Annotated in this window: 25 protein-coding genes; 11 read left to right on the forward strand and 14 right to left on the reverse strand. The window is 33.0% G+C overall.

From position 1 onward, the window contains the following. The first annotated feature begins 36 nt into the window (after window positions 1-36). From H1R17_RS06755 to H1R17_RS06775, 5 genes are all read left to right on the forward strand, one after another. The gene (locus tag H1R17_RS06755; RefSeq protein ID WP_163430459.1) at window positions 37-327 is read left to right on the forward strand and encodes an HU family DNA-binding protein; all 291 of its coding nucleotides are present in this window, start codon (window positions 37-39) and stop codon (window positions 325-327) included. A 309-nt stretch (window positions 328-636) separates the two neighbouring features. Continuing rightward, window positions 637-2,184: an Rne/Rng family ribonuclease gene (locus H1R17_RS06760; protein WP_163430458.1), complete on the forward strand. Its 1,548-nt coding sequence runs from the start codon at window positions 637-639 to the stop codon at window positions 2,182-2,184. Between the two features lie 99 nt (window positions 2,185-2,283). Further along, window positions 2,284-2,940: a porin family protein gene (locus H1R17_RS06765; protein ID WP_163430457.1), complete on the forward strand. Its 657-nt coding sequence runs from the start codon at window positions 2,284-2,286 to the stop codon at window positions 2,938-2,940. A gap of 149 nt (window positions 2,941-3,089) precedes the next feature. Beyond that, window positions 3,090-3,683, forward strand: coding sequence for a porin family protein (locus H1R17_RS06770; RefSeq protein ID WP_163430456.1), 594 nt, complete (start codon window positions 3,090-3,092; stop codon window positions 3,681-3,683). A 78-nt stretch (window positions 3,684-3,761) separates the two neighbouring features. Continuing rightward, a complete protein-coding gene (locus H1R17_RS06775; RefSeq protein ID WP_163430455.1) occupies window positions 3,762-5,753 on the forward strand; it encodes a M4 family metallopeptidase in 1,992 nt (663 codons plus the stop codon). Between the two features lie 46 nt (window positions 5,754-5,799). Here the strand turns inward: H1R17_RS06775 and H1R17_RS06780 are convergent, their stop codons facing one another. Further along, a complete protein-coding gene (locus H1R17_RS06780) occupies window positions 5,800-6,234 on the reverse strand; it encodes a nucleoside deaminase (protein WP_163430454.1) in 435 nt (144 codons plus the stop codon). Between the two features lie 69 nt (window positions 6,235-6,303). Here H1R17_RS06780 and H1R17_RS06785 point away from each other — a divergent pair, with 69 nt between their 5' ends. From H1R17_RS06785 to H1R17_RS06795, 3 genes are read left to right on the forward strand one after another with little or no spacing between them, the layout of a single operon-like run. Continuing rightward, a complete protein-coding gene (locus H1R17_RS06785; RefSeq protein WP_163430453.1) occupies window positions 6,304-8,070 on the forward strand; it encodes a 1-deoxy-D-xylulose-5-phosphate synthase in 1,767 nt (588 codons plus the stop codon). Beyond that, a complete protein-coding gene (locus tag H1R17_RS06790; RefSeq protein WP_163430452.1) occupies window positions 8,063-9,310 on the forward strand; it encodes a DUF3078 domain-containing protein in 1,248 nt (415 codons plus the stop codon). Before H1R17_RS06785 ends, H1R17_RS06790 begins: the two co-directional genes overlap by 8 nt. A gap of 4 nt (window positions 9,311-9,314) precedes the next feature. Then, window positions 9,315-10,010 (forward strand): porin family protein, encoded by a 696-nt coding sequence (locus tag H1R17_RS06795; RefSeq protein ID WP_163430451.1) that lies wholly within the window; start codon window positions 9,315-9,317, stop codon window positions 10,008-10,010. Here H1R17_RS06795 and H1R17_RS06800 read toward each other — a convergent pair. The 3 genes from H1R17_RS06800 to asnS form a co-directional block, all read right to left on the reverse strand. Then, window positions 9,998-10,603, reverse strand: a complete 606-nt coding sequence (locus H1R17_RS06800) for a hypothetical protein (RefSeq protein WP_163430450.1) — start codon at window positions 10,601-10,603, stop codon at window positions 9,998-10,000. The two genes, H1R17_RS06795 and H1R17_RS06800, sit on opposite strands and share 13 nt — an antisense overlap. Further along, a complete protein-coding gene (gene rpoN, locus H1R17_RS06805; RefSeq protein WP_163430449.1) occupies window positions 10,603-12,066 on the reverse strand; it encodes an RNA polymerase factor sigma-54 in 1,464 nt (487 codons plus the stop codon). The genes H1R17_RS06800 and rpoN overlap by 1 nt, the downstream gene beginning before the upstream one ends. A gap of 123 nt (window positions 12,067-12,189) precedes the next feature. Continuing rightward, a complete protein-coding gene (asnS, locus tag H1R17_RS06810; RefSeq protein ID WP_163430448.1) occupies window positions 12,190-13,626 on the reverse strand; it encodes an asparagine--tRNA ligase in 1,437 nt (478 codons plus the stop codon). Window positions 13,627-13,761: 135 nt separating this feature from the next. On the opposite strand from asnS, the gene H1R17_RS06815 reads away from it, so the two are divergent. Both H1R17_RS06815 and H1R17_RS06820 read left to right on the forward strand, forming a co-directional pair. After that, window positions 13,762-14,091 (forward strand): multidrug efflux SMR transporter, encoded by a 330-nt coding sequence (locus H1R17_RS06815; protein ID WP_163430447.1) that lies wholly within the window; start codon window positions 13,762-13,764, stop codon window positions 14,089-14,091. Window positions 14,092-14,093: 2 nt separating this feature from the next. Then, entirely contained in the window at window positions 14,094-14,639 is a 546-nt protein-coding gene (locus tag H1R17_RS06820) for a hypothetical protein (protein ID WP_163430446.1), read from the forward strand. 7 nt (window positions 14,640-14,646) lie between these two features. Here the strand turns inward: H1R17_RS06820 and H1R17_RS06825 are convergent, their stop codons facing one another. The 6 genes from H1R17_RS06825 to H1R17_RS06850 form a co-directional block, all read right to left on the reverse strand. Further along, on the reverse strand, window positions 14,647-15,192 hold the full coding sequence (locus H1R17_RS06825) for a YqiA/YcfP family alpha/beta fold hydrolase (protein ID WP_163430445.1): 546 nt from the start codon (window positions 15,190-15,192) through the stop codon (window positions 14,647-14,649). A 98-nt stretch (window positions 15,193-15,290) separates the two neighbouring features. Further along, entirely contained in the window at window positions 15,291-15,668 is a 378-nt protein-coding gene (locus tag H1R17_RS06830) for a DUF3060 domain-containing protein (protein ID WP_163430444.1), read from the reverse strand. A gap of 63 nt (window positions 15,669-15,731) precedes the next feature. Further along, a complete protein-coding gene (locus tag H1R17_RS06835; RefSeq protein ID WP_163430443.1) occupies window positions 15,732-16,298 on the reverse strand; it encodes a DUF6642 family protein in 567 nt (188 codons plus the stop codon). Window positions 16,299-16,622: 324 nt separating this feature from the next. After that, entirely contained in the window at window positions 16,623-17,186 is a 564-nt protein-coding gene (gene frr / locus H1R17_RS06840; RefSeq protein ID WP_163430442.1) for a ribosome recycling factor, read from the reverse strand. Window positions 17,187-17,201: 15 nt separating this feature from the next. Beyond that, entirely contained in the window at window positions 17,202-17,906 is a 705-nt protein-coding gene (gene pyrH / locus H1R17_RS06845; protein WP_163430441.1) for a UMP kinase, read from the reverse strand. A 52-nt stretch (window positions 17,907-17,958) separates the two neighbouring features. Continuing rightward, window positions 17,959-18,747, reverse strand: coding sequence for a patatin-like phospholipase family protein (locus H1R17_RS06850; RefSeq protein ID WP_163430440.1), 789 nt, complete (start codon window positions 18,745-18,747; stop codon window positions 17,959-17,961). A 46-nt stretch (window positions 18,748-18,793) separates the two neighbouring features. Here H1R17_RS06850 and H1R17_RS06855 point away from each other — a divergent pair, with 46 nt between their 5' ends. Further along, entirely contained in the window at window positions 18,794-19,393 is a 600-nt protein-coding gene (locus H1R17_RS06855; RefSeq protein ID WP_163430439.1) for a thioredoxin family protein, read from the forward strand. A 38-nt stretch (window positions 19,394-19,431) separates the two neighbouring features. Here H1R17_RS06855 and H1R17_RS06860 read toward each other — a convergent pair whose 3' ends face one another. From H1R17_RS06860 to H1R17_RS06875, 4 genes are all read right to left on the reverse strand, one after another. Next, window positions 19,432-21,435 carry a TonB-dependent receptor domain-containing protein gene (locus H1R17_RS06860; protein WP_163430438.1) on the reverse strand — a complete coding sequence of 668 codons (2,004 nt, stop codon included), beginning with the start codon at window positions 21,433-21,435 and terminating at the stop codon, window positions 19,432-19,434. Window positions 21,436-21,663: 228 nt separating this feature from the next. Then, complete coding sequence (locus tag H1R17_RS06865) at window positions 21,664-22,503, reverse strand: hypothetical protein (protein ID WP_163430437.1); 840 nt, start codon at window positions 22,501-22,503, stop codon at window positions 21,664-21,666. 103 nt (window positions 22,504-22,606) lie between these two features. Then, the gene (locus H1R17_RS06870) at window positions 22,607-22,975 is read right to left on the reverse strand and encodes a hypothetical protein (protein ID WP_163430369.1); all 369 of its coding nucleotides are present in this window, start codon (window positions 22,973-22,975) and stop codon (window positions 22,607-22,609) included. Window positions 22,976-23,173: 198 nt separating this feature from the next. Further along, the gene (locus tag H1R17_RS06875) at window positions 23,174-24,037 is read right to left on the reverse strand and encodes a cupin-like domain-containing protein (RefSeq protein ID WP_163430436.1); all 864 of its coding nucleotides are present in this window, start codon (window positions 24,035-24,037) and stop codon (window positions 23,174-23,176) included. Window positions 24,038-24,109 lie beyond the last annotated feature (72 nt).

Consider the following 24,109-nt stretch of genomic DNA (forward strand, 5'->3'; position numbering starts at 1 on the left):
CTTTAAAAACAGACAATAATTAATTTATAAGCAGAAATGACTAAAGCAGACATTGTAGCGAAAATTTCAGAGAAATTAGGGCTTGAGAAAGGTGACGTGCAGGCAACTGTTGAATCTTTTATGGAGGAAGTAAAATCTTCTTTAGAAAGTGGAGATAACGTATATTTAAGAGGTTTTGGTAGTTTTATTATTAAAACTAGAGCTGAAAAAACAGGTAGAAACATCTCTAAAAACACAACTATTAAGATTCCAGCTCACAACATTCCAGCTTTCAAACCAGCTAAAGTGTTTGTAGAAGGTGTTAAAACAAACACAGAAATAAAATAAATAAGTATTAACTCAAAACTACAAGATTATGCCAAGTGGTAAAAAAAGAAAAAGACATAAGGTAGCTACGCACAAACGTAAAAAAAGAGCGAGAGCTAACCGTCATAAAAAGAAAAAGTAGTTTAATACTACTTTTTTCTTTTATTAGAAAAATAAAAAGTTCTTTGAAAAAACATTTTTATACTTAAAAAAGTATAATATCGTTTATTGTTTAATCCATCTGTACTGTTTTTTGGTTTGTTTTTTATGTTTTATAATGATAAAACTTAAAGCCTGAAACAAAATATTGTATGGATAAAAATGTACCGTGTGAACAAAGAGTTAATTATTAGGTCTGGTTCAAATACAGTAGATTTTGCCTTATTAAAAGATGGAAAATTAGTAGAATTACATCGTGATAGAGAAGATGAAAAAGGATTTCAGGTAGGTGATATTTTTATTGCAAAAATACGCAAACCCGTTCCTGGTTTAAATGCAGCTTTTGTAAATGTTGGCTTTGAAAAAGATGCCTTTTTACATTACCATGATTTAGGCCCTAATCTGCAATCATTGATGAAATTTACCAAACTGGTTACCAGTGGTAAATTAAATGATTTTACTCTTAAGAAGTTTCCTTTTGAACCTGAAATAAATAAAGATGGCATTATTAGCGATGTGCTAAGTGCCAATCAATCTATTTTAGTACAAATAGTTAAAGAACCTATTTCTACCAAAGGTCCGCGTATTAGTTCAGAACTATCGTTGGCAGGTAGGTATTTGGTTTTAGTACCTTTTTCGGAACGCGTTTCTATCTCTCAGAAAATTGATTCTAGAGAAGAAAAAGATCGTTTAAAGAAAATGATGCAGACTATTAAACCTAAAGGTTTTGGAGTTATTGTGCGTACAGTAGCCGAAGGCAAAAATGTATCAGAACTAGAAAAAGATTTACAAAGTTTAATGGATAAATGGACCCTGCTTTGTAAACGATTAACAACTGCTCATCATCCATCTAAAATTTTTGGAGAAGTTAATAGAGCATCAAGCATATTGCGCGATGTTTTTAACGATACTTTCACTGGAATTTATATTGATGATGAAGATTTGTATTATCAAACCAAGGACTATCTGCAAGAAATAGCTCCTTCAAAAGTTTCCATTGTAAAGCATTACAATAACAAAGAAGTGCCGTTGTTTGAAAAATATCATATAGAACGACAAATTAAAACTTCTTTCGGTAAAACCGTTTCTATGAGCAAAGGAGCCTACCTTATTATAGAACACACCGAAGCTTTGCATGTTATTGATGTAAACAGTGGTAACCGCTCTAACAAAGCTCAATCACAAGAAGAAACCGCTCTTGAGGTAAACATGATTGCTGCGTCTGAAATTGCTCGTCAATTAAGATTACGCGATATGGGAGGAATTATTGTTGTTGATTTTATTGACATGAATAACCCTGAAAATCGTAAAGTTTTATACGATTACCTTAAAGAGGAAATGAGCGATGATAAAGCAAAACACAAAATCTTGCCTCCTAGTAAATTTGGATTAATTCAAATTACTAGACAAAGAGTTAGACCTGAAGTTTCTATCAAAACAAAAGAAGAAAACCCCAATCTTAATCAAGAAGGGGAAATTGAGGCTCCAATTTTAGTTATTGATAAAATATCAGCTGACCTAGAACGAATTATTAAAGATCAGAAAAATGTGGTCTTAAATGCGCATCCGTTTATAGCGGCGTATATGACAAAAGGTTTTCCTTCATTGAGAACCAAGTGGTTTTTTGAACACAAGCGCTGGGTAAAAATTGTACCTAGAGATGCTTATACGTATTTAGAATATCATTTCTTTGATAAAGAAGGAAATCAAATTGATTAAAAAAAGTCGAATCTATTATAGGTTCGACTTTTTTTGTTATAAAATGTTGTTAATTCAATAGAATTGTTATATTTGTTTAACAATTAAAACAAAAATAGTATGAAAAAAATTGCCTTAACCTTTTTAGGTTTAGTTGCGTTCTCTACAAGTGCATTGGCGCAGCAAGAAGTAAAATTTGGTCCAAAAGCAGGGGTTAACTTTGCTACACTAAATGGTAAAGATGCCAAGGATGCTAAGATGTTAATTGGTTTTCACGTTGGTGCTTTTGCTGAAATTAAGTTTAATGAAAAATTTGCAGTGCAACCTGAGGTTGTTTTTTCTGCACAAGGTGCTAAAACTGAGTATAGTGAAACTGTAATGGGCGTAACAGCTAATTATGAGGGAAAAGCTAAAATTAACTACATAAATGTGCCAATTATGGCTAAATATTATGTTGCACCTAGTTTTGCTATTGAAGCAGGTCCATATGTAGGCTTTTTAGCTACTGCAAATGCTGAATCTAAAGGAACCGTTGGTGGTGTTACACAAGAATTTGATGCCGATGTTAAAGATCAAACCAATTCAATTGATTTTGGTGTTGGTGTTGGTGCAAGTTTTAATATGGACAGTGGTCTTTTTATTGGAGCTCGTTATAACTTAGGTTTGGCTAAAACTGGAAAAGATTATGATGAAACTGTAAATGGTGTTCGCGTAAAAGTTGATGCTGAAGATGTTAAGAATGCTGTAATCCAAGTTTCTGTTGGGTACAAATTTTAATAAGTAAAGCAATTTATAAAAAAGGATGTTTCATTAAGAAGCGTCCTTTTTTTTATTAACAAAAGTTACATACTAAAAAAAGTCTAAAAATCGTTTTTATTTAAATTGATATTTTCAAGTAACTTTGAAAATCAACAAAACGTTTTAATATGACTCATTTTATTAAAGTATTTACAGTAGCTATTTTTATAGTAGCTTTTTCAAATCAAGTACATGCACAAGATTTAACTTTTGGTATAAAAGCGGGGTATAATAATGCCGAATTAAAAGGTGCTAATTTTAGAGAATTTCATGAAGGTAATTCAATAAACGGTTTTCATGCAGGTGTTTTTGCAGAGTTGCGTTTTAATAAATTTGCTATTCAACCAGAAGTTTACTATTCTAGTGAAGGTGGTAAATGGAAAATGTTTGAAAACGATAAAGTAGTTGATCATGATTTTGATTTGCATTATGTAAACGTACCCTTAATCTTAAAGTACTACATAACCAATGGGCTTGCTATAGAAGCAGGACCTCAGGCAGGTTTTTTAACAGCTTCAAAAATGAAGTTCTCTGATCTTGACCCTAATAGTCCTAAATTTAACGATTTTGATTTTTCTGTAAATGTAGGTTTAAGTGTTAATTTACCTCTAAATTTAATGCTTTCAGCACGTTACAATGCAGGTTTAACTAATGTGGTTGATCATCCAGATGTAGATTGGAAAAATCGCGTTATGCAACTTTCTCTAGGATATCGTTTTTAAGAAATAACTACTTTTATTAAAACTTTTCAAGGTTCATCTTAAAATTGTTCTATATTTGAAGGTTTTAAATGATAACTTATGAAAACTCATTACAATTGTTTTAAGAAGCAAGTTGGGTGTTTTGCGTTAGGATTTCTTTCCTTGGGGCTTACCACAACTGCATCTGCTATGAACAATGTTGTTCAAATTGATGGTGCTATTTCGGGCAAATTGCCAAAACCTCAATATCAAAATGCACTAGGAACTTTTCTAGTTGATTTTAATACTACATCTATTTCAATTAGCGAGTTTCAAAATGGTCTAAATGATTATTTTGGATTGGATAAAGATCATCGCTTTGAATTATTAAATACTCAACAAGATAAAGAAACAGGTTTTACTCATTACAAATACCAACACTTTTATAAAGATGTGAAAGTACACGGAGACATGATTTTTCTTCATGTAAAGGAAAGTAAAGTAAAACAGGTTAATGGTCAGTTAATTGTATTTAAAGACATAGCAACAAAAGCTTCTGTTAGTGAAGAAAAATTATTGAATGTAGCTTTTGATAATTTTGGAACTACTAAGAATGTTAAGGTCGGAAAAATTGAAACCTATATATTAAAAGAGCAAAATCAAGAAGGAGGAGTACAGCCTAAATTGGTAAATAAAGTTAATTTAACTTCAATTGCTCCTTTGAAAAGTCATGATTTTATTATTGATGCTCAGTCAGGAACATTGATTTCTCAACGTAACAAAGTTTATAAAGCAGATACGCCTAGTACAAGTGCAACTTATAATCGTGGAAATAAATCGTTAATAGTTGATTCTTATAACGGAAGTTTTAGATTACGTGATAATGCACGAAAAATTAGAACGTTTAATGGAGTTAATTTAGATGGAGATGTAAATAGCGATGGTACTTTTACTGGTTATAAAGATTATACAAGTACCACAGCAAATTTCACAGCAAATAACACCAAGCCTGCTGTAGAAGTTCATTGGGCAATGCAACAAACGTACGATTATTATAAAAATATTCACAACAGAAATAGTTTTGATGGAAATAATCATTACATAAATAATTACTATGATATTGGTAATATGATTGGTGATCATGAAAATGCTTTTGCTTTGGATGAAGTAGATGGGACTGATGAATATATTGGAATGTTTTATGGTAAAGGTAGTGCCGATATGCATCCTGTTATAAATTTGGATGTGGCTGGTCATGAATTTTCGCATTTAGTAGTCAGTAGAAACGGTAGCGGAGGTTTAGATTATGAAAATGAATCAGGCGCTTTAAACGAATCTTTTGCAGATATTTTTGGTACGGCAATTGAATTTTATGTGAACGATGCTCCAAATTGGACAATGGGAGAAGGTATGTTTAAAAATAATGCTACGCCAAATTATTTTAGAAATATGGGTAATCCTAATTATGTAGATATAAATAACTCATATCCACAACCAGATACTTATAAAGGAACTCATTGGATGGCTACAACAAACAATCCTGATCCTTGGAATGATTACGGTGGCGTGCATATTAATAGCGGTGTTGGAAACTTTTGGTTTTATTTATTAAGCGTTGGTGGAACTGGTTATAACGATTTAGGAAAGCGTTATTATGTATATGGAATTTCAATTCAAAAAGCAGAGAAAATAGCGTATAAAGCCCTAATGACAGGTTTAACAAATACGGCTACTTATTTAGATGCTTTTAATGCAACAAAACAAGCAGCAGCAGCAATATATGGCATAAATTCAGAAGAATGGAATCAAGTAGTAAATGCTTGGTATGCAGTAGGTATTGGTAATGCGCCGGCTTCTACAACTAATTTTGAAATGAAGTCAAAAATAAATGTATACCCTAATCCTGTTTTAGGTGATGAAGTAACAATTGAGTCGAATTTAGAAGAAATGACAAGTGTTTCGATTTATGATTTACAAGGAAAGTTAATTATGAGTCCAATGAATATTCAAGAAAAATCGAACATAAATGTTTCTACATTTGCTTCAGGTGTTTATTTGCTGAAGTTTAAAACAAGCTCAGGAGAGTATACTCACAAATTAGTCATTAAGTAAAAATAAAAAAGTCGAAAAGAATTCTTTTCGACTTTTTTATTTTATATCATCTTTTTCTACTAAAAAAATCAAGCATTAAAGCTTTGCATTCGTTTTCTAAAACTCCGTAAATTATTTCGGTTTTCGGGTGTAATTGTCCTCCCATTGCTTCAAAACCACGTTTGTTATCTCTAGCTCCCACTACAATTTTAGAAATCTGGCTCCAATACAAAGCACCTGCACACATTTGGCAAGGTTCAACCGTGAGATACAAGGTGCAATTTTGTAAATATTTGCCTCCAATAGCATTTGCAGCTGCCGTTATAGCCTGCATTTCGGCATGAGCGGTAACATCGTTTAAAGCCTCGGTTAAATTATGCGTTTTGGCAATAACTTTATCATTTGCAATAATTACAGCACCAATAGGTATTTCGTCTTTTGAAAAAGCCTCTTTTGCCTGCGTTAAAGCCAACTGCATATAATATTCATCGTTTAGTAACATGCCGATATATTTAAAATAGTGGTTCAAAAATAAGATATTATTGTAAATTTGTTACGTAATTCAAAGTTAATGACACCTATTTTACCAACAATACAATTTCCTGCTGATTTAAAATCTAAAAGTATTTCTGAATTAACTCAGATTGCTGCAGAAATTCGTCGATTTATTATTGATGAAGTTTCAGAAAAAGGTGGGCATTTAGGCGCAAGTTTGGGTGTGGTTGAATTAACCATTGCATTACATTATGTTTTTGATACACCTATTGATAAGTTAATTTGGGACGTTGGACATCAAGCCTATGTACATAAAATTTTAACAGGACGTCAAGGTGTTTTTGGAACAAATCGTCAAAAAAATGGTTTGAGTGGATTTCCAAAGATGACTGAAAGTGTTTATGATGCTTTTGGTGTAGGTCATTCTTCTACATCCATTTCAGCGGCTTTAGGTATGGCAATTGCCAATAAGTTAAAAGAAAATCATTCGGTTAATCATATCGCGGTAATTGGTGATGCATCTATAGCTTCGGGTATGGCTTTTGAAGCTTTAAACCACGCAGGTGTTACCGATGCTAACTTAATAGTTGTTTTAAATGATAACGCTATTGGAATTGATCCAAGTGTTGGTGCGCTTAAAACATATCTTACACAAGTTAAAGAAGGTAAGAATCCTAAGGTAAACAATATGATAAAATCGTTGAACTTTCAATATGTTGGTCCTATTGATGGTCATGATGTAGAAAGTTTAATTCATGAGTTTCAACGCTTAAAAGAAAAAGAAGGACCTCGGTTTTTACATGTGATCACAACAAAAGGGAAAGGTTTAAAACAAGCCGAAGAAAACCAAGTGGTTTATCATGCGCCAGGAAAATTTGATAAAGTAACAGGTAATTTATTGGTTAACGATAAAGTTAAAAAAGTGAAGTACCAAGACGTTTTTGGACTTACTTTGCTTGAATTAGCGCAACAAAATAATAAAATATTTGCTATTACACCTGCTATGCCTACAGGTAGTTCGCTAAAATACATGATGGATATTTTTCCTGAAAGAGCTATTGATGTTGGTATTGCTGAGCAACATGCTGTTACGTTGGCTGCGGGTATTGCAACAGAAGGTTTTACAGTTTTTTGTGCTATTTATTCTACATTTTTACAACGTGCTTATGATCAATTAATTCACGATGTTGCTTTGCAAAACATACCGGTTGTTTTTTGTATTGATAGGGCAGGATTGGTAGGTGAGGACGGAGCCACGCATCAAGGTGTGTTTGATATTGCTTATTTAAATGCAATTCCCAATATTCAAATTTTAGCACCTAAGGATGCGGTTGAATTAAGACAAACGTTGTTTACTTTGCAAAATAATCAGGAACATCCTGTTGCAGTTAGATATCCTAGGGGAACAATTTCTTCGGTAGAATGGAAGATGCCGTTTAAAAAAATAGATTTTTCTAAAATTCAAAAGATTAAGTCAGGTAAAAAAGTAGCCGTTTTTACAACAGGTACTATTGTGAATAATGTACTAGAAGCTTTGAATTTTGATGTTGATTCTTTTGCTGTTTATCATTTTATTCAAATCAAACCACTAAATGAAGAGGCTATTTTAGAAATAGTTCAATCATTCCAAACAATAATAACAGTTGAAGAAGGCGTTATAATAGGCGGTTTTGGTAGTGTTATAAACTCAATTTTACTAAAGAATTCTGTTACTAAAAAAATAATCAATTTAGGTGTGCCTGATGTTTTTATTGAACATGCAACGGTGCAAGAACAAATGCAGCAATGTGGTTTAGATGTGCCATCTTTGCAAAAAGTATTTAAAAATGTAAGTGATGTTTAAATTTAAAATTACAGCTTTATTTTTATTGATTTCCGCAATAAGTATTGCGCAAACAAACGACTCTATTTATTCTAAAAAGCACAAAAGTCTACACGATTTTTACAAAAAAGAGTTCTCTATTTTTGATACACTTATAAAGGTAAATGATACGCTTTATTTACAACCTGTTGTAGTAGAACCTAAAATTGTTTTACAAGATTCTATTTTAAAGCAAAGTAGTTTAGGAGGAATTCAACAAGTGGTTTTGACTACTTTTGAAGTTACCAAACGTAATAAAAATAACGATTTATCGTATTTTTTAGTTCCCAAAACAGCACAGTTTGTTTACGATAAAATTCCTAAATCAAATTATCAATTGCCTTTTGAAGAGCTTTCGCCCATTCGTTCTGAAATCAGTTTTTGGAAAAAAACAAATAGTTTAGGTTTAGATATCAATCAAGGTACTTTCTCTAATTGGAGTGCGGGTGGATATAGCTCTGTTTCGGGTATTGTTAAAGGCGATTTTTCTCGAAAATATGAAAAAGGAAGAACTGTTTGGCTAAACGAGTTAAAAGTGCGTTACGGTTTAAACAAGCAAGAAAATGTAGAATTAAGAAAAACCGATGACGTTTTAAGTATCAATTCTTCGTTTGGTTATAAATCTTCGGTGAAATCAAATTGGTACTATTCTGCCAAACTAACATTGAATACTCAAATGGCAAACGGATACGCATATCCTAACATAGATGTGCCTATTTCTAGAGCTTTTGCGCCAGCGTATTTGTTTGTGGGTATTGGTTCAGAATATTTCAAGAACAATTTTAAAGCCTATATTTCGCCTATTACATTGAAATCTACTTTGGTTTTAGATGCTACTCTTGCTAACAAAGGAGAATTTGGTTTAGAAGGAGGCGTTTTTGATGCTGACGGAAATTTAATAAAGGCAGGAAAGAAATCAAGAAATGAATTGGGTTTTTTATTTACTACCGAGTGGAATAAAACCATTATGAAAAACGTTAACCTAAAAAATAACGTAACTTTATATACTGATTATTTGAATAATTTCGGAAACATAGATGCAGATTGGCAGCTTTTGTTAGAAATGAAAGTAAATAGCTTAATTAAAGCTACTTTGGGCGGACATTTGATTTATGATGATGATATTAAAAATAAAAGAGATGTAAACGGAACTCAAATAACCGAAGGACCTCGTGTACAATTTAAACAGTTGCTTAGCGTTGGTTTGATGTATAATTTTTAGAAGGATGAGATTATTATTTAACATATTTGTTTTGTTGTTTTCTGTACAAATGTTTGCGCAGGCTACAGATACTATTCCCGAGTTAGATAGAACCATTAAAGTAACTGATCCTTTTTATCGTGAGGATCAATTTTACTTAGGGGTAACGCATAGTATTTTAACGCAACAACCAGAGCATTTTAAACAACGATCTATTTCTATAGGTACTAATTTTGGTTTTTTACGCGATATTCCCGTTAATAAACAAAGAACATTTGCTATAGCACCAGGTGTTGGTTTGGCGTTTCATAATTTACGACATAATTGGGCTTTGCTTAATGTACAAGAAGGGACTTTTTCTATTGATCAAAATTTTTCTAAAAATGTTCAAAAACTAATGTATTTAGAAGTTCCTATTGAATTTCGTTGGCGTAATTCAAAAGTACATTCGCATAAATTTTGGCGTGTTTATACTGGTATAAAGTATAGTTATTTGCTTAGATCTACCACAAAATACAATGGTACTTTTGGCGAAATAAATTACAGTAACAATGATTTAGTTTCTAAATCAAATATTGGTGTTTATGTATCAGCAGGTTTTAATACTTGGAATTTGTACGCTTATTACGGTTTTACTCCTTTATATAAGAAAAACACGCTTACAACAAATCAAAGTAATCTTAACATGATTAATGTTGGATTGATGTTTTACATACTGTAGAACAAAATAAACCCGGGTGTAAAGCCAATTAAAGCTCCTAAAATTACTTCTACATTGGTATGAGCACTTAGGTACAAACGTGCCGAAGCCACTATGCCAATAATTACCAATAAAATAGGCAGTACAATAAACGGATTTATGTAGTAAGTTGTAGTTGGATTAATAAACAATGGTATTACAGCACATAGATAAGCTACATGTATGCTGTATTTGCGTTTTAAAAGCACACTAAAATATAAAATGATGTTGGAGATAGCGTATGCTACAAAAAAGTATTTTAGGGTAGTGTTAGCAGTGTCTTGCCAAATTTTAAAAACCAAAATAGCTATAATCACAATGTTTAAAAAAATAGGCGCAGAGCGTTCTCTTACATTTGTAATCATAATGCTTGATTTTAAAAGACCTAAAGATTTTAAAAATAAGTAGATACAAATAGGCAACAAACACGTCATTAAGAAAACCTGTCCAGTAGCAATATATGTTTCAAAAGTGATGAAAAAATTAGAGCTCATCCAATAAAAACAGCCTGTAACCATTGTAGGAATAAGCACAGGGTGAAAAAGATAAGAAGCTATTTTTGCTAAGTGTTTCATTAAATTTTCTTACGCATACGTGCAACAGGTATATCTAATTGTTCACGGTATTTTGCAATGGTTCTTCGTGCAATAGGATATCCTTTTTCTTTTAACAATTCAGCTAATTTATCATCTGGATAAGGTTTTTGTTTATCCTCATCATCAATAATGTTTTGCAGTATTTTCTTTATTTCAATGGTTGACACTTCTTCTCCTTGATCATTAACCATAGCTTCAGAGAAAAACTCTTTAATTAACTTGGTTCCATAAGGTGTATCCACATATTTGCTGTTTGCTACACGTGAAATAGTAGAAATATCCAACCCAACCATATCGGCAATATCTTTTAAAATCATAGGACGAATTTTAGTTTCATCTCCATCTAAAAAATATTCTCGTTGGTATTCAATAATAGCACTCATGGTTACAAAAAGTGTCTCCTGGCGCTGTTTAATAGCATCAATAAACCACTTAGCGCCATCTAATTTTTGTTTGATGAATTGTACGGCATCTTTTTGTGCTGTAGATTTATCGTTGGTGTCTTTATACGTTTGCAACATTTCTTGATAATCTTTAGAAACATGCAATTCAGGAGCGTTTCTTCCGTTTAAAAGCAATTCTATTTCACCGTCTTCTACTTTTACCGTAAAATCTGGGATGATATGTTCAATAGCACGCGAACTTCCTGAAAAACTACCACCCGGTTTAGGGTTTAACTTTTCAATTTCATCAAATGCCTTTCTTAGTTGTGATTGCGATACTCCGTATTTTTGTAATAGTTTGTCGTAATGCTTTTTGGTAAAAGCATCAAACTGATTTTCTAAAATATCTTTCGCTAAATCAACCGATTCATTAGGAGTTTTATTACGTAGTTGTAAAATTAAACACTCTTGCAAATCGCGTGCGCCCACACCACTTGGCTCTAATTCATGAATAACATTTACCAAAATAGCGTGCACTTGATCTTCGGATGCATAAATACCTTGCGTAAACGCCATGTCATCTACAATATCCTGAATATCTCTACGGATATACCCCATATCGTCCATACTACCAATTAAAAACTCGGCAATGTTACGTTCTTCTTCGGTTAAAATAAAGGTATTTAGCTGTTCTAATAAGCTTTGATGAAAACTAATTTGCGCTTCAATTGGCGAAAACGTCTCTTCATCGTCATCGCTGTAATTGTTGCTTTTTAGTTTGTAATCAGGAATTTCATCATCACTTAAATAATCATCAATGTTGATGTCGTCCGTATCAATATGTTCATTGTCGTAATCATCATAATCGTCAGAATTATCTTGAAAATCATCTGAGTTTAACTCCTCTTCTTTGCCTGATTCTAAAGCAGGATTTTCAACCAATTCTTCTTTTAAGCGTTGTTCAAAAGCCAGCGTAGGCAATTGAATCAACTTCATTAATTGAATTTGTTGCGGAGATAGTTTTTGCGATAATTTTAATTGTAAATTCTGTTTTAACATCTTATGTTGATCCTTTTGGACTTTTATTAATAAAAAAAGTTTGATACAAACTTATTATTCAAAAATAGCAAATAATTAGCGTTGTATCAAACTTAATATGTTATAAAATCTGTGAAAGATTTTTTAAAATTCTGCGTTTTGCGGTGTTCTTGGGAACGGAATTACGTCGCGAATGTTGCTCATACCTGTTACAAACAATACCAAACGTTCAAAACCTAAACCAAAACCACTGTGAACTGCTGTTCCAAATTTACGGGTGTCTAAGTACCACCATAATTCTTCTTCAGGTATGTTTAAAGCTTTCATTTTTTCAACTAACACTTCGTAACGCTCTTCACGCTGAGAACCACCCACAATTTCACCAATACCTGGGAATAAAATATCCATAGCGCGAACCGTTTTTTCATCCTCATTTAAACGCATGTAGAATGATTTGATGTTTGCTGGATAATCAAAAACAATTACAGGCGATTTAAAGTGTTTTTCAACCAAGAAACGCTCGTGCTCACTTTGTAAATCGGCACCCCATTCTTCAATAAGGTAATTGAATTGTTTCTTCTTGTTTGGTTTAGAATCTTTTAAAATGTCAATAGCTTCGGTGTATGAAACGCGTTTAAAGTTGTTTTCTAAAACAAATTGTAATTTTTCAATCAACGTCATTTCAGAACGCTCAGCTTGCGGTTTCGATTTTTCTTCGTCTAACAAACGTGCTTCCAATTGTTTTAAATCGTCTTCACATTTTTCAAGCGTATATTTAATAACGAATTTGATGAAATCTTCAGCCAAATCCATGTTTCCATCTAAATCTAAGAAAGCAACTTCTGGCTCAATCATCCAAAACTCGGCTAAGTGGCGTGAAGTGTTTGAATTTTCAGCACGAAATGTTGGTCCAAACGTATAAATCGACCCTAAAGCCATAGCATACGCTTCACCTTCTAACTGACCTGAAACCGTTAAATTGGTGTGTTTACCAAAGAAATCTTCTTTGTAATTAATGCTTCCGTCTTCGTTACGAGGAGCCGATCCATCTAACGGAAACGAAGTAACTTGAAACATTTCACCTGCACCTTCGGCATCAGAACCTGTGATGATTGGTGTGTTTACATAGAAAAAACCGTTGTCTTGAAAATACTTGTGTACTGCGTAAGATAACGTACTGCGCACGCGCATAATAGCACCAAACATATTGGTACGTATACGTAAATGAGCGTTTTCACGTAAAAACTCTAACGAGTGTTTTTTAGGTTGCATTGGGTATTTTTCAGGATCAGAATCTCCTAAAATTTCAACTGTTTTTGCTTGAATTTCGTATTTCTGACCTTTACCTTGACTTTCAACCAATGTACCTTTAACGCTTACTGCAGCGCCTGTGGTAATACGTTTGATGATATCTTCAGGAAAAGCATCTAATTCTAAAACACATTGAATGTTATGAATGGTAGAACCATCGTTTAATGCAATAAATTGGTTGTTTCTAAAACTACGTACCCAACCTTTTGCTACTACTTCTTGTAAAAGACTTGACCCTGATAAAAGATCTTTAATCTTAGTATGTTTCATGTTATATTGCTATAATTATGTGTCGATTTAACTAATGGGCAAAGGTACAATTTTTTTAATAGTTAGCTTAGAATTATTTTATAGAAAGCACAACGTTTGCTTTTTATATCTTTGCCAAAAAATTAGAGTGTATTCATGAATTGGATTATATTAATTATTGCAGGTTTATGCGAAGTAGGTTTTACATCATGTTTAGGTAAAGCGCAACAAAGTACTGGTACCGAAATGTATGCTTGGTACGGTGGGTTTTTAGGGTTTTTAGTAATATCAATGTTGTTGTTAATGAAAGCAACCCAAACGTTGCCTTTAGGAACCGCTTATGCTGTTTGGACAGGGATTGGAGCTGTAGGAACTGTTTTAATGGGCATTTTTGTTTTTAAAGAACCCGTAACTTTTTGGAGAGTGTTTTTTATTGCTACCTTAATTGCATCTATTGTTGGATTAAAGTTTGTATCTTCTCATTAAAAATGAAAACAGGTTTTCTTCTTTTTGTATTGTTTATTTTGACTTCTTGTAAGAAAGAAGAAAAAGTGGTGTTGAAAGAGGATTTTGTTTTTACTACAACTACTAAAAGTGAACGTGTACTTTCCTTAAAGTTTCAAAACGATACAGTATTTGTTGCTTGGGATTTTCCTAAACATGAAATGGTTTACTATTTTTTATTAAATGAAATTGAAAAAGATAGTATTAATTTTTTTCTAAGTAATTTGGATTATACTAAATACAAATCAGAGTATTATCAGCAGAGCTTACAAGATGGTGGTCTAAATCAATTTGAATTTAATAGTCCTTTTAAAAGAATACTTGTTTATGGTCATGATAAGCTTGATGAAATTAAGGATTTAAAAGCATTTTCTCATTATTTAATAGAAATGTACTTTTCTAGAAGAAAAATAGGATTGAGAAGTGTTGTTTATTTTGAAGGACAAGAAGTTTATAAAAATAAAGATATAGATTTCGGTAATGTCGATCGATTTATTTTACCTGATATTCCATACGATTCCCTAAAATAAAAAAGTATTACAAATGTGCTTGTTGTATAAAACGAATGAATTCTTCGGTGTCAAGGTTGCTTAAAGTATGGTTCCAATCATCGTTTACAATTACAGTGTTTTTATCTTTAAAGATATTGTAGGTGTATGCGTAATCTAGAACTTCGTCTTTTTTACCTAATAAAATTAATCCATTAGCTATGTTGTCTGATGGATTTTTTAATTGATGGGCTAATTCTAAAGGAAAACTAAGATTTTCTATTTTACGTTGCGCTACATTTACCAACGGGTTAATCAATACAAAATACATAAGCGTTTCTTTATCTTTAAAAGCATCCAAAAGTTGATACGTAAAGTTGCCACCAGTACTAGATCCTATAAAACAAATAGGTTGTTGCCAATTAATTTGGTTGTTTAGTTGCTCTGTTAAACAAGAAATAATATCGGTTTGATGCTCATTCCATTCCAATGCAATAGCTGTATTGCTTGTGTTATCTACAAAAGCCTTGATTTTTTTAAACTTAGTGCTGCCTGCACCTGTAGTACCAAAACCGTGTATGTAAACGTATTGCATGTATGTTGATGTATTTGTAAAAATAAATTCCTTACTAATAAGCAAGGAATTCATCAAATGTACTTAAATTTAAAAAATATGCTTCTTACTAATTCTATTTAAATTTTATCAATTTTATTGTTTACACCAGAAACAGTTGTTTTTACTTTTCCATCTGCTGCCGATGATTTTTTATAACTTACCTTATTACCTGTACCTTCAACAGTTACTGTTTTAACATCATCAACCTTTACAATATTGTCAACTCCTTCAATTTTAATGCTGTTACAAGCACCCGTAATGGTGATTTTGTTGTTGGTTCCTTCAATACGAATGTTTTCTTTACCTGTAGCTTCAATAGTTCTAGAAATACCTACACCTTCAATCAAAATTTCGTCTTGTAAAACCATGGTTTTTGTTGTTGTTACTGTTTTGTATGTGGTAAAAGACATAATGCCTAAACTTAAAACGCCTATTATTAAAAGATATTTTTTCATGCTTTCTTTTTTTTATTTAAAGATACAATTTCAATGCCAAGAAATGATAAACTGCATGTTAAATTAATAAAACAATTGAAAACCCAGTTGAGTACACAAAGCGTAGTGTTTTTCAAATAAGTTTTCAACTAAATTGGTTACATCATCAAATTCTGCGTACAACCCAAAAAAGTGCATATCAAGTAAAGCGCTGGAAATAGGGTGGTGGTGTACATAACCCGAAATAGCCTTAGCACCTGTAACATCTAAGAAATATTGCGATGTTTCGGTATCGATATCCAATAGTTTTGAATTGGCAAAATGCAGTATTTTACCCTTTAATTTCCCTTCAAACAATTCGGCTATTTCTTCTAAAGAGTACATATAATCATTAATAACGATTTCATTTTGAGAGCCTTTGCAAATAAAGTACAATAAATCATAATCTTTAAAATTGCGATCCTCATACAATAAAACGTTTAAACTTTCCTCAAAACCTTCAATGCTATCAACCGCTTTGTAGACATTTACTACAGCGTATTTTTTTACCAATTGTTCTAAATACGGAAATATTGCCGACTCTTTTTCATGAGAACTATCGCTTACGCACTCTAAGCAGAATAGTTTTGATTGATCTTCTGGTAAATACATAGGGTTTTGTTTGATGTAAAATTATGGATTTGTTTGATTTTAAGTTAGTTAATTGTTTTGTTTTATTGGTAGATTTTTAGTCTAATTTAATATACTATTTTGATTTTTTTAACGTTATAACCATTACGTTTGCAATAACCAAAAACAATTTATGAAACAATTATTACTTTCTCATCTACATCTTTTTACAGAAGTGTTTTCATGTCATCTTATTGATGTGGAACAAATACACTTACAATTTCACCATCATATTAGAACCAATACAAACACTTTAATACGCTAAATTAGCAAAGAAAAAGCCACTCAATTTGAGTGGCTTTTGAATTATACTTTCATGATTTCTGCTTCTTTCTCAACAAAAATATCATCAATCTTTTTAATGTAAGCATCGGTTAATTTCTGAACGCGATCTTCGGCATCTTTACAAACATCTTCAGAAGTACCTTCTTTTTCTTGCTTTTTAATATCGGTATTGGCATCTTTACGCGCATTACGAATAGATATTTTAGCGTCTTCGGCTTCGGTTTTTGCTTGTTTCGATAAATCCTTTCTACGTTCTTCTGTTAACGCAGGTATGTTAATGATGATCATATCACCATTGTTCATTGGGTTCAATCCTAAATTAGCTATCATGATAGCTTTTTCAATAGGTTGTAACATGTTTTTTTCCCAAGGCGTAACGGTTAAGGTACGTGGATCTGGAACATTGATGTTAGCAACTTGTGATAAAGCAGTAGCCGATCCATAGTAATCTACAAATACAGCCCCTAACATTTGTGGGTTTGCCTTACCGGCACGTATGTTTAATAAGGCTTTTATTAAATGTGCAATAGAACCTTCCATTGATTCTTTTGCCTCGTCGATGATAAAGTTAATTTCTTCTGTCATGGTTCTATTTTATAATTAGTTTACTGTAGTACCAATGTTTTCACCTTGGCATACTTTTAATAAATTATCGGTTTTGTTCATATCAAAAACAACAATAGGAAAGTTGTTTTCTTGGCTTAATGTAAAAGCAGTGGTATCCATTACGTTTAATCCTTTTTCAAGAACATCGTTAAAAGTAATGTTTTCATATTTGGTAGCTGTTGGGTCTTTCTCTGGGTCGGCAGTGTAAATACCATCTACACGTGTTCCTTTTAAAATAACATCTGCATTTACCTCAATACCACGTAAAACAGCAGCAGTATCGGTTGTAAAATAAGGGTTACCTGTACCCGCACCAAAAATTACAATTCTACCTTTTTCTAAGTGGCGTGTTGCTCTACGTTTTATGTAAGGCTCGGCAATAGCTTCAATCTTTAAAGCAGTTTGCAAACGGGTAAGCATACCAGCATCTTCCAATGCACCTTGTAAAGCCATACCGTTAATTACGGTTGCCAACATACCCATATAATCGCCTTGTACACGATCCATACCTTTACTAGCACCAGCAACACCTCTAAAAATGTTTCCTCCACCAATAACAATGGCTACTTCAACACCTAAATTTACTACTTTTTTAATTTCTTGAGCATATTCAGCCAAACGGTTAGGGTCAATTCCGTATTGGTTATCACCCATTAAAGCTTCGCCGCTTAATTTTAGAAGTATTCTTTTGTATTTCATACTGTGGAAAAATTTATTTGCAAATATACCAATTTTGCTATTCTTTGAAAGGTTATTGTATTTTATCTTTAATTTTTTCAAAGCTGGCTTTCGCTTCTCTATAACCAATGTCAAAAATTTCGTCCATACGTTTTTTTGATGTTTCAAAAGTGCTGTACTCTGCCAAGGCTTCGGGTTGTATGTGCCAATCGCACAGTTCGTTTTGTGGAAATGTGTTTTGCATCATCATAATTTCAAAGGCACGCAAAGCAATTGATTTTATAGAGGTAAAACGCGTTTGGTTGTACATAAGCACAGGGTTTACATTGCTACCAATCAAAAAATCGCAACGACCTTGAATGGTATTTACGGGGTAGTTGTTTAAAATACCACCATCACTGTATATTTTATTGTTGATGACAACAGGCGAAAACACTCCTGGAAAAGCACTCGACGCTAAAATAGCAGGTACAATTTGCGTGTTTTTATGAAATATTTTTAGTTTACCGCGCTCAATCTCGGTTGCCGATATGTACAGTTCAATGTCTAACTCACGAATGGTTTTCTTGCCAAACTCTTTTTCTAAATACCGTGCAAATTGATCGGCATCTAAAAAGCCTGCTTTTCTAAACGATAAATGACTCCAACTAAACAAATTTACCGATTTAAAAAAGGCTAATATCTCCTTTGGTTTTTTGCCATTAGCATACAAGCCCCCTACAATAGATCCTGCACTGGTGCCCGATATAATCTCCGGAAAGATACCTTGTTCGTTTAAAAACTGCAATACACCTGCGTGGGCAATGCCTTTGTGCCCGCCACCCGATAAAGCCAATCCAAAAACGGTTGTTTTAATACTCATAGTTTACTAACGTATAAAATCGTAATTTTGTATAAAAGTACAAATTATGAAAACCATTTACCAAAATGCCCTGCAAAATTCTATGTTGTATAACGATTATTTAAAGTTAATGGACGAAAAAATAGCGCAACATTTATCTACAGGACATGAACAAAACGATATGTTAAGCGATTTTACCAAGTTAAATCGTGCCCGAATGAAACGTTTGGATAAAACGCAAGAAATTACACCTGAATTACAAAATGCAACACAAGCCATTACCCAAAAACAAATTTGGATGGTTTTAACCGAAAGTTGGTGTGGCGATGCAGCCCAAAACGTACCTGTATTAAAAAAGTTAGCGGATTTAAACCCTTTGATTGATTTACGTTTGATTTTGCGCGATGACAACGATGCCCTAATGCAACAGTACTTAACCAATGGTGGTAAATCGATACCTAAGTTAATTGCCGTAAGCGATGATTTAGAAACCGAATTGTTTACTTGGGGGCCACGCCCTGCAACAGCACAGATTGAGGTAAAACGTTTGCTAGAGGAACAAGGCGGCTTTAACGAAAAAGTGAAAGAAGGTATTCAAGTTTGGTACAATAACGACAAAGGCTTATCTATGCAAACCGAAATGTTAGCACTATTACAAAACCTATAAAAAAAAATCCTCTGCTTTTACAACAGAGGATTTTTATTTTAAAAACGATATTCTACATTTAAGAAAATATTTCGTCCCGTTCGTGGTATTTTGTTCCAATCGGCAAAAGTGGTATAATATTTATCAAAAATATTATCGATTCCTGCATGAATATCCAAAGAGTTTTTTTCGAATTGAAACGAATAACCTGTATGAACGCTGAAGATCATATAAGCCGAAGTTTGATTTCCGCCATATTCAATTGCGTTTGAAGCATGCTTAGAATTTCCGTTTGCAATTAAATCTACTCTAAATTGATTTTTTGAATATTGCATTGCAAATTTATAACGAAACGGACTTATAAAAGGAAGGTAATTTCCATCATTTCCTTTACCATAATTGTATGCCAATTGCGCATTCGCTTTTAATGTGTTTGTAAAATCGTATGTTAAATCTAAATCGGTGTTAAATAAAGTGGCGTAATCTAAAGCAGTATATCTTTTTATTCCCGAAGCGCCAATGGTCATAGGTAAAGCCGAAAGATCTTTTTTACCGACGATATAATCTAAAACATGAAAATAAGAAGCCGAAAAACGAGAGCTGAAGCGTTCTTTTTTGTATTGAATGGTTGTGTTTATTTCGAACGATTTTTCGTTTTTCAAATTCGGATTTCCTACATAATCGTAAAAATCATTGCTGTTGTATAAATAGAAACCGTAACCTTCGGAAACCGATGGGGCGCGTTCGCCGTAACCTAATCCAAAATCGAAGTTCCAATCTTGAAGGTGTTTTATGTAATTAGCAGAAAAACTTTTTAAAAGTCGATTTTTGTCTGCTTTCATGCTTGGATAAAAGATTTGTAAACTCGAAAGACCAAAATCATCGGCCACTTTGTTCGCATGATGCGCTAAGTTTAACGAAAACCGTAAAGCGTTTGTTTCGTTTAAAACAAAATGATCTTCTAAAAACAAACCACCATAAAAAGTATGTACATCAGGCCAGGTGTACATAAACATTAAATTCTCGTTAGGATCGTTCGGATACATTGTCATTTCGGCAATAGAACGATTGTAAAACGAATTCAATTTAGCCGAAAAATGATGCTTTTGGTGGTTTCCCGTAAGTTTAGAATACATTCCGTAAGTCTGCGTTTCGCCGGGCATATCCATATGAATGGCAATGTCTTTACGCTGCGTATCGTTCATAATATGCGTTACGGAATTGTAGTAAAGCTTTGTTTCCCAATTTGAAAAAAGATCCGAAAGATGTTTCTTTTCATATTTCACAGAAGAAATAAGAGCTTCGGCAAGCGAAACATCCATCGGAAGTGCCGGATAACCTACATTAGTAGCTTTGTCGTAAATAACCGAAGCTTCTAAAACATCGTGTTCGGTTGCTAAATAACCCAAAGTTCCTGAAATGTTGTATTTGGTAAATTGCGAATAGTCTATTTCCTTTCCTTTTCCTGCTTTATAGTTTTCGGCATCGCGATAGGTAACATCGGTTTGTGCATAGAATTTCGGACTTTTAAAACCCAAAGAACCGCCTATAATTTTTTGTTTGTTATTATGCTCGTATCCGCTTAAAATACGTCCTTGCCAACCGTTTTCCGCATCTTTTATCGAATATCGTTTTAGATCTAAAGCTCCGCCAATTGTACTTCCGTGACCTGCGCCTTGTTGACCTGAAACAACTGAAGCTTTTGAAAGATTGCTTGTTTCAATATATGATGTAATGGGATCCATTTTATCGGTACAAGCGCCAAAAATACGCATTCCGTCAATTGTAATAACGGTTCGTTCCGTCGCCATTCCGTTAATAAGCGGTTCCCAAGCATAACTTCCTCTTTTAATCATGTTGATTTTAGAAGATGAATCTAAAAATTCATCTAAAGTGGCTAATGGTTTCGACTGCTTTTTGTGTAACGATTGCCCAGATTGATTAATGACAATTTCGTTTAAAGTAGTGTTGTTAGTAAGACTGTCTTGTTTACTGTTTTGGGCATAATTCGTTAATCCTATACACGACAAAATGCCTATAAGAGTGATTTTTTGATAGTTCATAATACCAAGTTTTATTAAAATTGATTATAAACCACCAATTCATAAATGAGTCAAAGTCTTAAATACAAATAATTAAATGATTCTTCTCTCCATTTCATTTCGCAAACTCGAGGCGGAATCTCATTCTTTTTATTCACTTAGCTTTATGAGAAGCTGAAATAAATTTAGCTTGACCGTTGAGTTTTTTTTAAAACACTTAGACTATTTGCGAATTGGTGGTAAAAGAAATTAAAATTCAATTTCTACATACAAGCTGCTTGCGGGATGTTCTTCTGTAACTTCTTCGCCTTTTAGAACTTGGTTTTCTTTGTTTAAAACTTGTAAGTTAATTTTCCAATAACCCGTCATGGTAAGCGAAAGTTTTCCGTGGTAAAAACGATCGGTTCCTTGTGTTAAATCCGCATTATTTGGCGAACCATGATTTCCCATACTTGACATTCTTGGATCTATCTTAATCGTATACTCATTTACAACCGAAAAATGCATCATATCGTCCATTTTAAACAAGCCCATTGTCATGTTGTTGGTTTTAACTTCCGGACGAGAAGGCTCGATCAAAGCTACAATATAACGTACTTTATCTTCGCCAGAAAATGATGTTACGCGTTGTTTTGCAGATGGAAAGACTTGAATTTTATCAGTAGCCGAATATTCAACTTTATTAATTGTGTAATTAACAGTCAGTTCCCAATATTCGGTGTCGTTTTGCGCCATCTGAAAAACCATGTAACCTTTGTAAAACGATGTTCCGCTGGTTTTCTGAACCTCAGAATAAGGGCACGAATGCTTCATGCTTGTCATGTGCATTACAGGCAGCCAGTTAACCGAAGCGTTGTCGATAAGCTGATTCGTTTGTTTGTCTTTTATTTTTAAAGAAATAGCATTGTAACCTTGTTCTAAACGACCATTTTCGGAATAAAGCTCGATGGTATGATTAGAATTTTGTAATTCTTGAATCTTTACTAAAGGAGTGGTTTCTATAATAGGAGTAGAGTCATCGCTGTTACATGAAGTAATAAATACAGAAAAGATTGCGATAAGGGGTATTTTTTTTAAGATTGATTTCATTTTGAATTATTTAATTTTTAGACATAGTAAGTTGCATCGTAAGTAATAAATACAACGATACGTGTGGTTTGTTTAAACCACAATAAAAATGTTGAACTAAAAATTAAACAACAGGAGGGTGGAAAACACCGTACATACCCAAATAGGAATAAGTAGATTGGTAGGTGTCGTTGATTTTTTGTTTTAAAGAAACTCCCGAAACAGGTTCGAAAGAAAATAAAAGAGGTTCGTGAAAAAATGCAAAAGCAGATTCAACAGAAAAAACAGGTTTCCCATCGTTAGCATCGTCTGTATCCGAAGCTTTAGTCATTTGTTTTGCCAAGTGACATTTTCCGTTACACTCTAATTCGGGTTTGTCTCTGTTCACACAAAGTTCGTTTACAATATAGTCGTAATTAACCACGTATTCCAGAATAGGAACAAACGGTTTTAACAACATGTAAAACGAAAATATGATCACAAGTTTTTTCACATGCCAAAGTTAGTTTTATTCTATATTGAAATCAAAGTTTTAAGAAGTAAAATGATTTTAATTGCAAAATATTTGTTTGCTCATTTTCGAGACTAACAAGGTGGTTTAACGAAAAGATATATCTATGAAGACCGAAATATTAGCACTATTACAAAACGCAGCTTTATAAGCTGCGTTTTTTTTGTAAACTCATTTCTATTATTTAAGCAAAGCGTTTGTTCTGCGTATGGCTTCGATATCTTTATAATCTAACCATTCTTGCCCTTTGCGTTTACGCATGAAGTTATCGTAATAACGGTTGAAAACTACATTGGTTAAGCCTTTTATTAGGTTTTTTGGTCGGCCGGCTAATGAGCGTAAGCTTAATGAAAAACCAGGTGTTAAGTATTTCATATAATGCCACCAACCTTCGGGCATGTACAGCATTTCGCCGTGTTGTAAATTGGTAATGTACGGGTTTATGTTTTTAAGCGCAGGGAAACGTTCAAAATCGGGATTGTCAAAATCAATATCTTCATGGCAAATCCAAGAGTAGGGTAGGCGGTACATGTATTTGGTTTCTTTAGGATCTACCAAAACACATTGCTTTTTTCCATCAAAATGAAAGTGAAAGATGTTAGGGAAATCAATATCATAATGCATGAAAACCTTAGCATCTTCGCCACCAAAAAACACCAACGGCAAGCTTTTAAGCAAGCGAATACCCATATCGGGCCAACGAAAATCATCTTTCATTGATGGGGCATCTTTCATTAAATTGTACAAGAAAATACGTAAATCGGTAGGGCCTTTTTTCATAATATCAATGTACTCTGCCATGGTCATGGTAAAATCGGGCTCGTTTACCTTTTTGGTGTAATCGGTTTTTCTACTATCGTAAAGAGGTACCATTTTATCGCCAGCAATTTCACGGATAAACTCTAAATTCCACTTGGTAAAGGCAGGCCAATCTTCAATTTGATTGGTAATAACCACAGGTTTTTGTTTTTTGTAATAGTTTTCTATGAACTCTTTTTTGGTAAGCTTTGTTACACGTTCTATTTCTGTATATTTAAAACTCATGAGGTGCTATTCTTTAAAAGAAATTGAAGTTTAAAGGTACGGAAATATTTAAAAGGATGTGTTTTTTGAATG

The organism is Flavobacterium sp. xlx-214, from assembly GCF_013874595.1.
Lineage (GTDB): Bacteria > Bacteroidota > Bacteroidia > Flavobacteriales > Flavobacteriaceae > Flavobacterium.

What these genes read in the sequence shown, in the direction of transcription:
- H1R17_RS06820 (WP_163430446.1), top strand. Translation starts at nt 14,094, where the DNA reads ATGAAAACAGGTTTTCTTCTTTTTGTATTGTTTATTTTGACTTCTTGT.
- H1R17_RS06800 (WP_163430450.1), bottom strand. Translation starts at nt 10,603, where the DNA reads ATGAAACACTTAGCAAAAATAGCTTCTTATCTTTTTCACCCTGTGCTT.
- H1R17_RS06770 (WP_163430456.1), top strand. Translation starts at nt 3,090, where the DNA reads ATGACTCATTTTATTAAAGTATTTACAGTAGCTATTTTTATAGTAGCT.
- H1R17_RS06865 (WP_163430437.1), bottom strand. Translation starts at nt 22,503, where the DNA reads ATGAAATCAATCTTAAAAAAAATACCCCTTATCGCAATCTTTTCTGTA.
- pyrH (WP_163430441.1), bottom strand. Translation starts at nt 17,906, where the DNA reads ATGAAATACAAAAGAATACTTCTAAAATTAAGCGGCGAAGCTTTAATG.
- H1R17_RS06860 (WP_163430438.1), bottom strand. Translation starts at nt 21,435, where the DNA reads ATGAACTATCAAAAAATCACTCTTATAGGCATTTTGTCGTGTATAGGA.
- rpoN (WP_163430449.1), bottom strand. Translation starts at nt 12,066, where the DNA reads ATGTTAAAACAGAATTTACAATTAAAATTATCGCAAAAACTATCTCCG.
- H1R17_RS06825 (WP_163430445.1), bottom strand. Translation starts at nt 15,192, where the DNA reads ATGCAATACGTTTACATACACGGTTTTGGTACTACAGGTGCAGGCAGC.
- H1R17_RS06855 (WP_163430439.1), top strand. Translation starts at nt 18,794, where the DNA reads ATGAAAACCATTTACCAAAATGCCCTGCAAAATTCTATGTTGTATAAC.
- frr (WP_163430442.1), bottom strand. Translation starts at nt 17,186, where the DNA reads ATGACAGAAGAAATTAACTTTATCATCGACGAGGCAAAAGAATCAATG.
- H1R17_RS06755 (WP_163430459.1), top strand. Translation starts at nt 37, where the DNA reads ATGACTAAAGCAGACATTGTAGCGAAAATTTCAGAGAAATTAGGGCTT.
- H1R17_RS06835 (WP_163430443.1), bottom strand. Translation starts at nt 16,298, where the DNA reads ATGTATTTACCAGAAGATCAATCAAAACTATTCTGCTTAGAGTGCGTA.
- H1R17_RS06790 (WP_163430452.1), top strand. Translation starts at nt 8,063, where the DNA reads ATGTTTAAATTTAAAATTACAGCTTTATTTTTATTGATTTCCGCAATA.
- H1R17_RS06775 (WP_163430455.1), top strand. Translation starts at nt 3,762, where the DNA reads ATGAAAACTCATTACAATTGTTTTAAGAAGCAAGTTGGGTGTTTTGCG.
- asnS (WP_163430448.1), bottom strand. Translation starts at nt 13,626, where the DNA reads ATGAAACATACTAAGATTAAAGATCTTTTATCAGGGTCAAGTCTTTTA.
- H1R17_RS06785 (WP_163430453.1), top strand. Translation starts at nt 6,304, where the DNA reads ATGACACCTATTTTACCAACAATACAATTTCCTGCTGATTTAAAATCT.
- H1R17_RS06795 (WP_163430451.1), top strand. Translation starts at nt 9,315, where the DNA reads ATGAGATTATTATTTAACATATTTGTTTTGTTGTTTTCTGTACAAATG.
- H1R17_RS06850 (WP_163430440.1), bottom strand. Translation starts at nt 18,747, where the DNA reads ATGAGTATTAAAACAACCGTTTTTGGATTGGCTTTATCGGGTGGCGGG.
- H1R17_RS06780 (WP_163430454.1), bottom strand. Translation starts at nt 6,234, where the DNA reads ATGTTACTAAACGATGAATATTATATGCAGTTGGCTTTAACGCAGGCA.
- H1R17_RS06830 (WP_163430444.1), bottom strand. Translation starts at nt 15,668, where the DNA reads ATGAAAAAATATCTTTTAATAATAGGCGTTTTAAGTTTAGGCATTATG.
- H1R17_RS06815 (WP_163430447.1), top strand. Translation starts at nt 13,762, where the DNA reads ATGAATTGGATTATATTAATTATTGCAGGTTTATGCGAAGTAGGTTTT.
- H1R17_RS06875 (WP_163430436.1), bottom strand. Translation starts at nt 24,037, where the DNA reads ATGAGTTTTAAATATACAGAAATAGAACGTGTAACAAAGCTTACCAAA.
- H1R17_RS06765 (WP_163430457.1), top strand. Translation starts at nt 2,284, where the DNA reads ATGAAAAAAATTGCCTTAACCTTTTTAGGTTTAGTTGCGTTCTCTACA.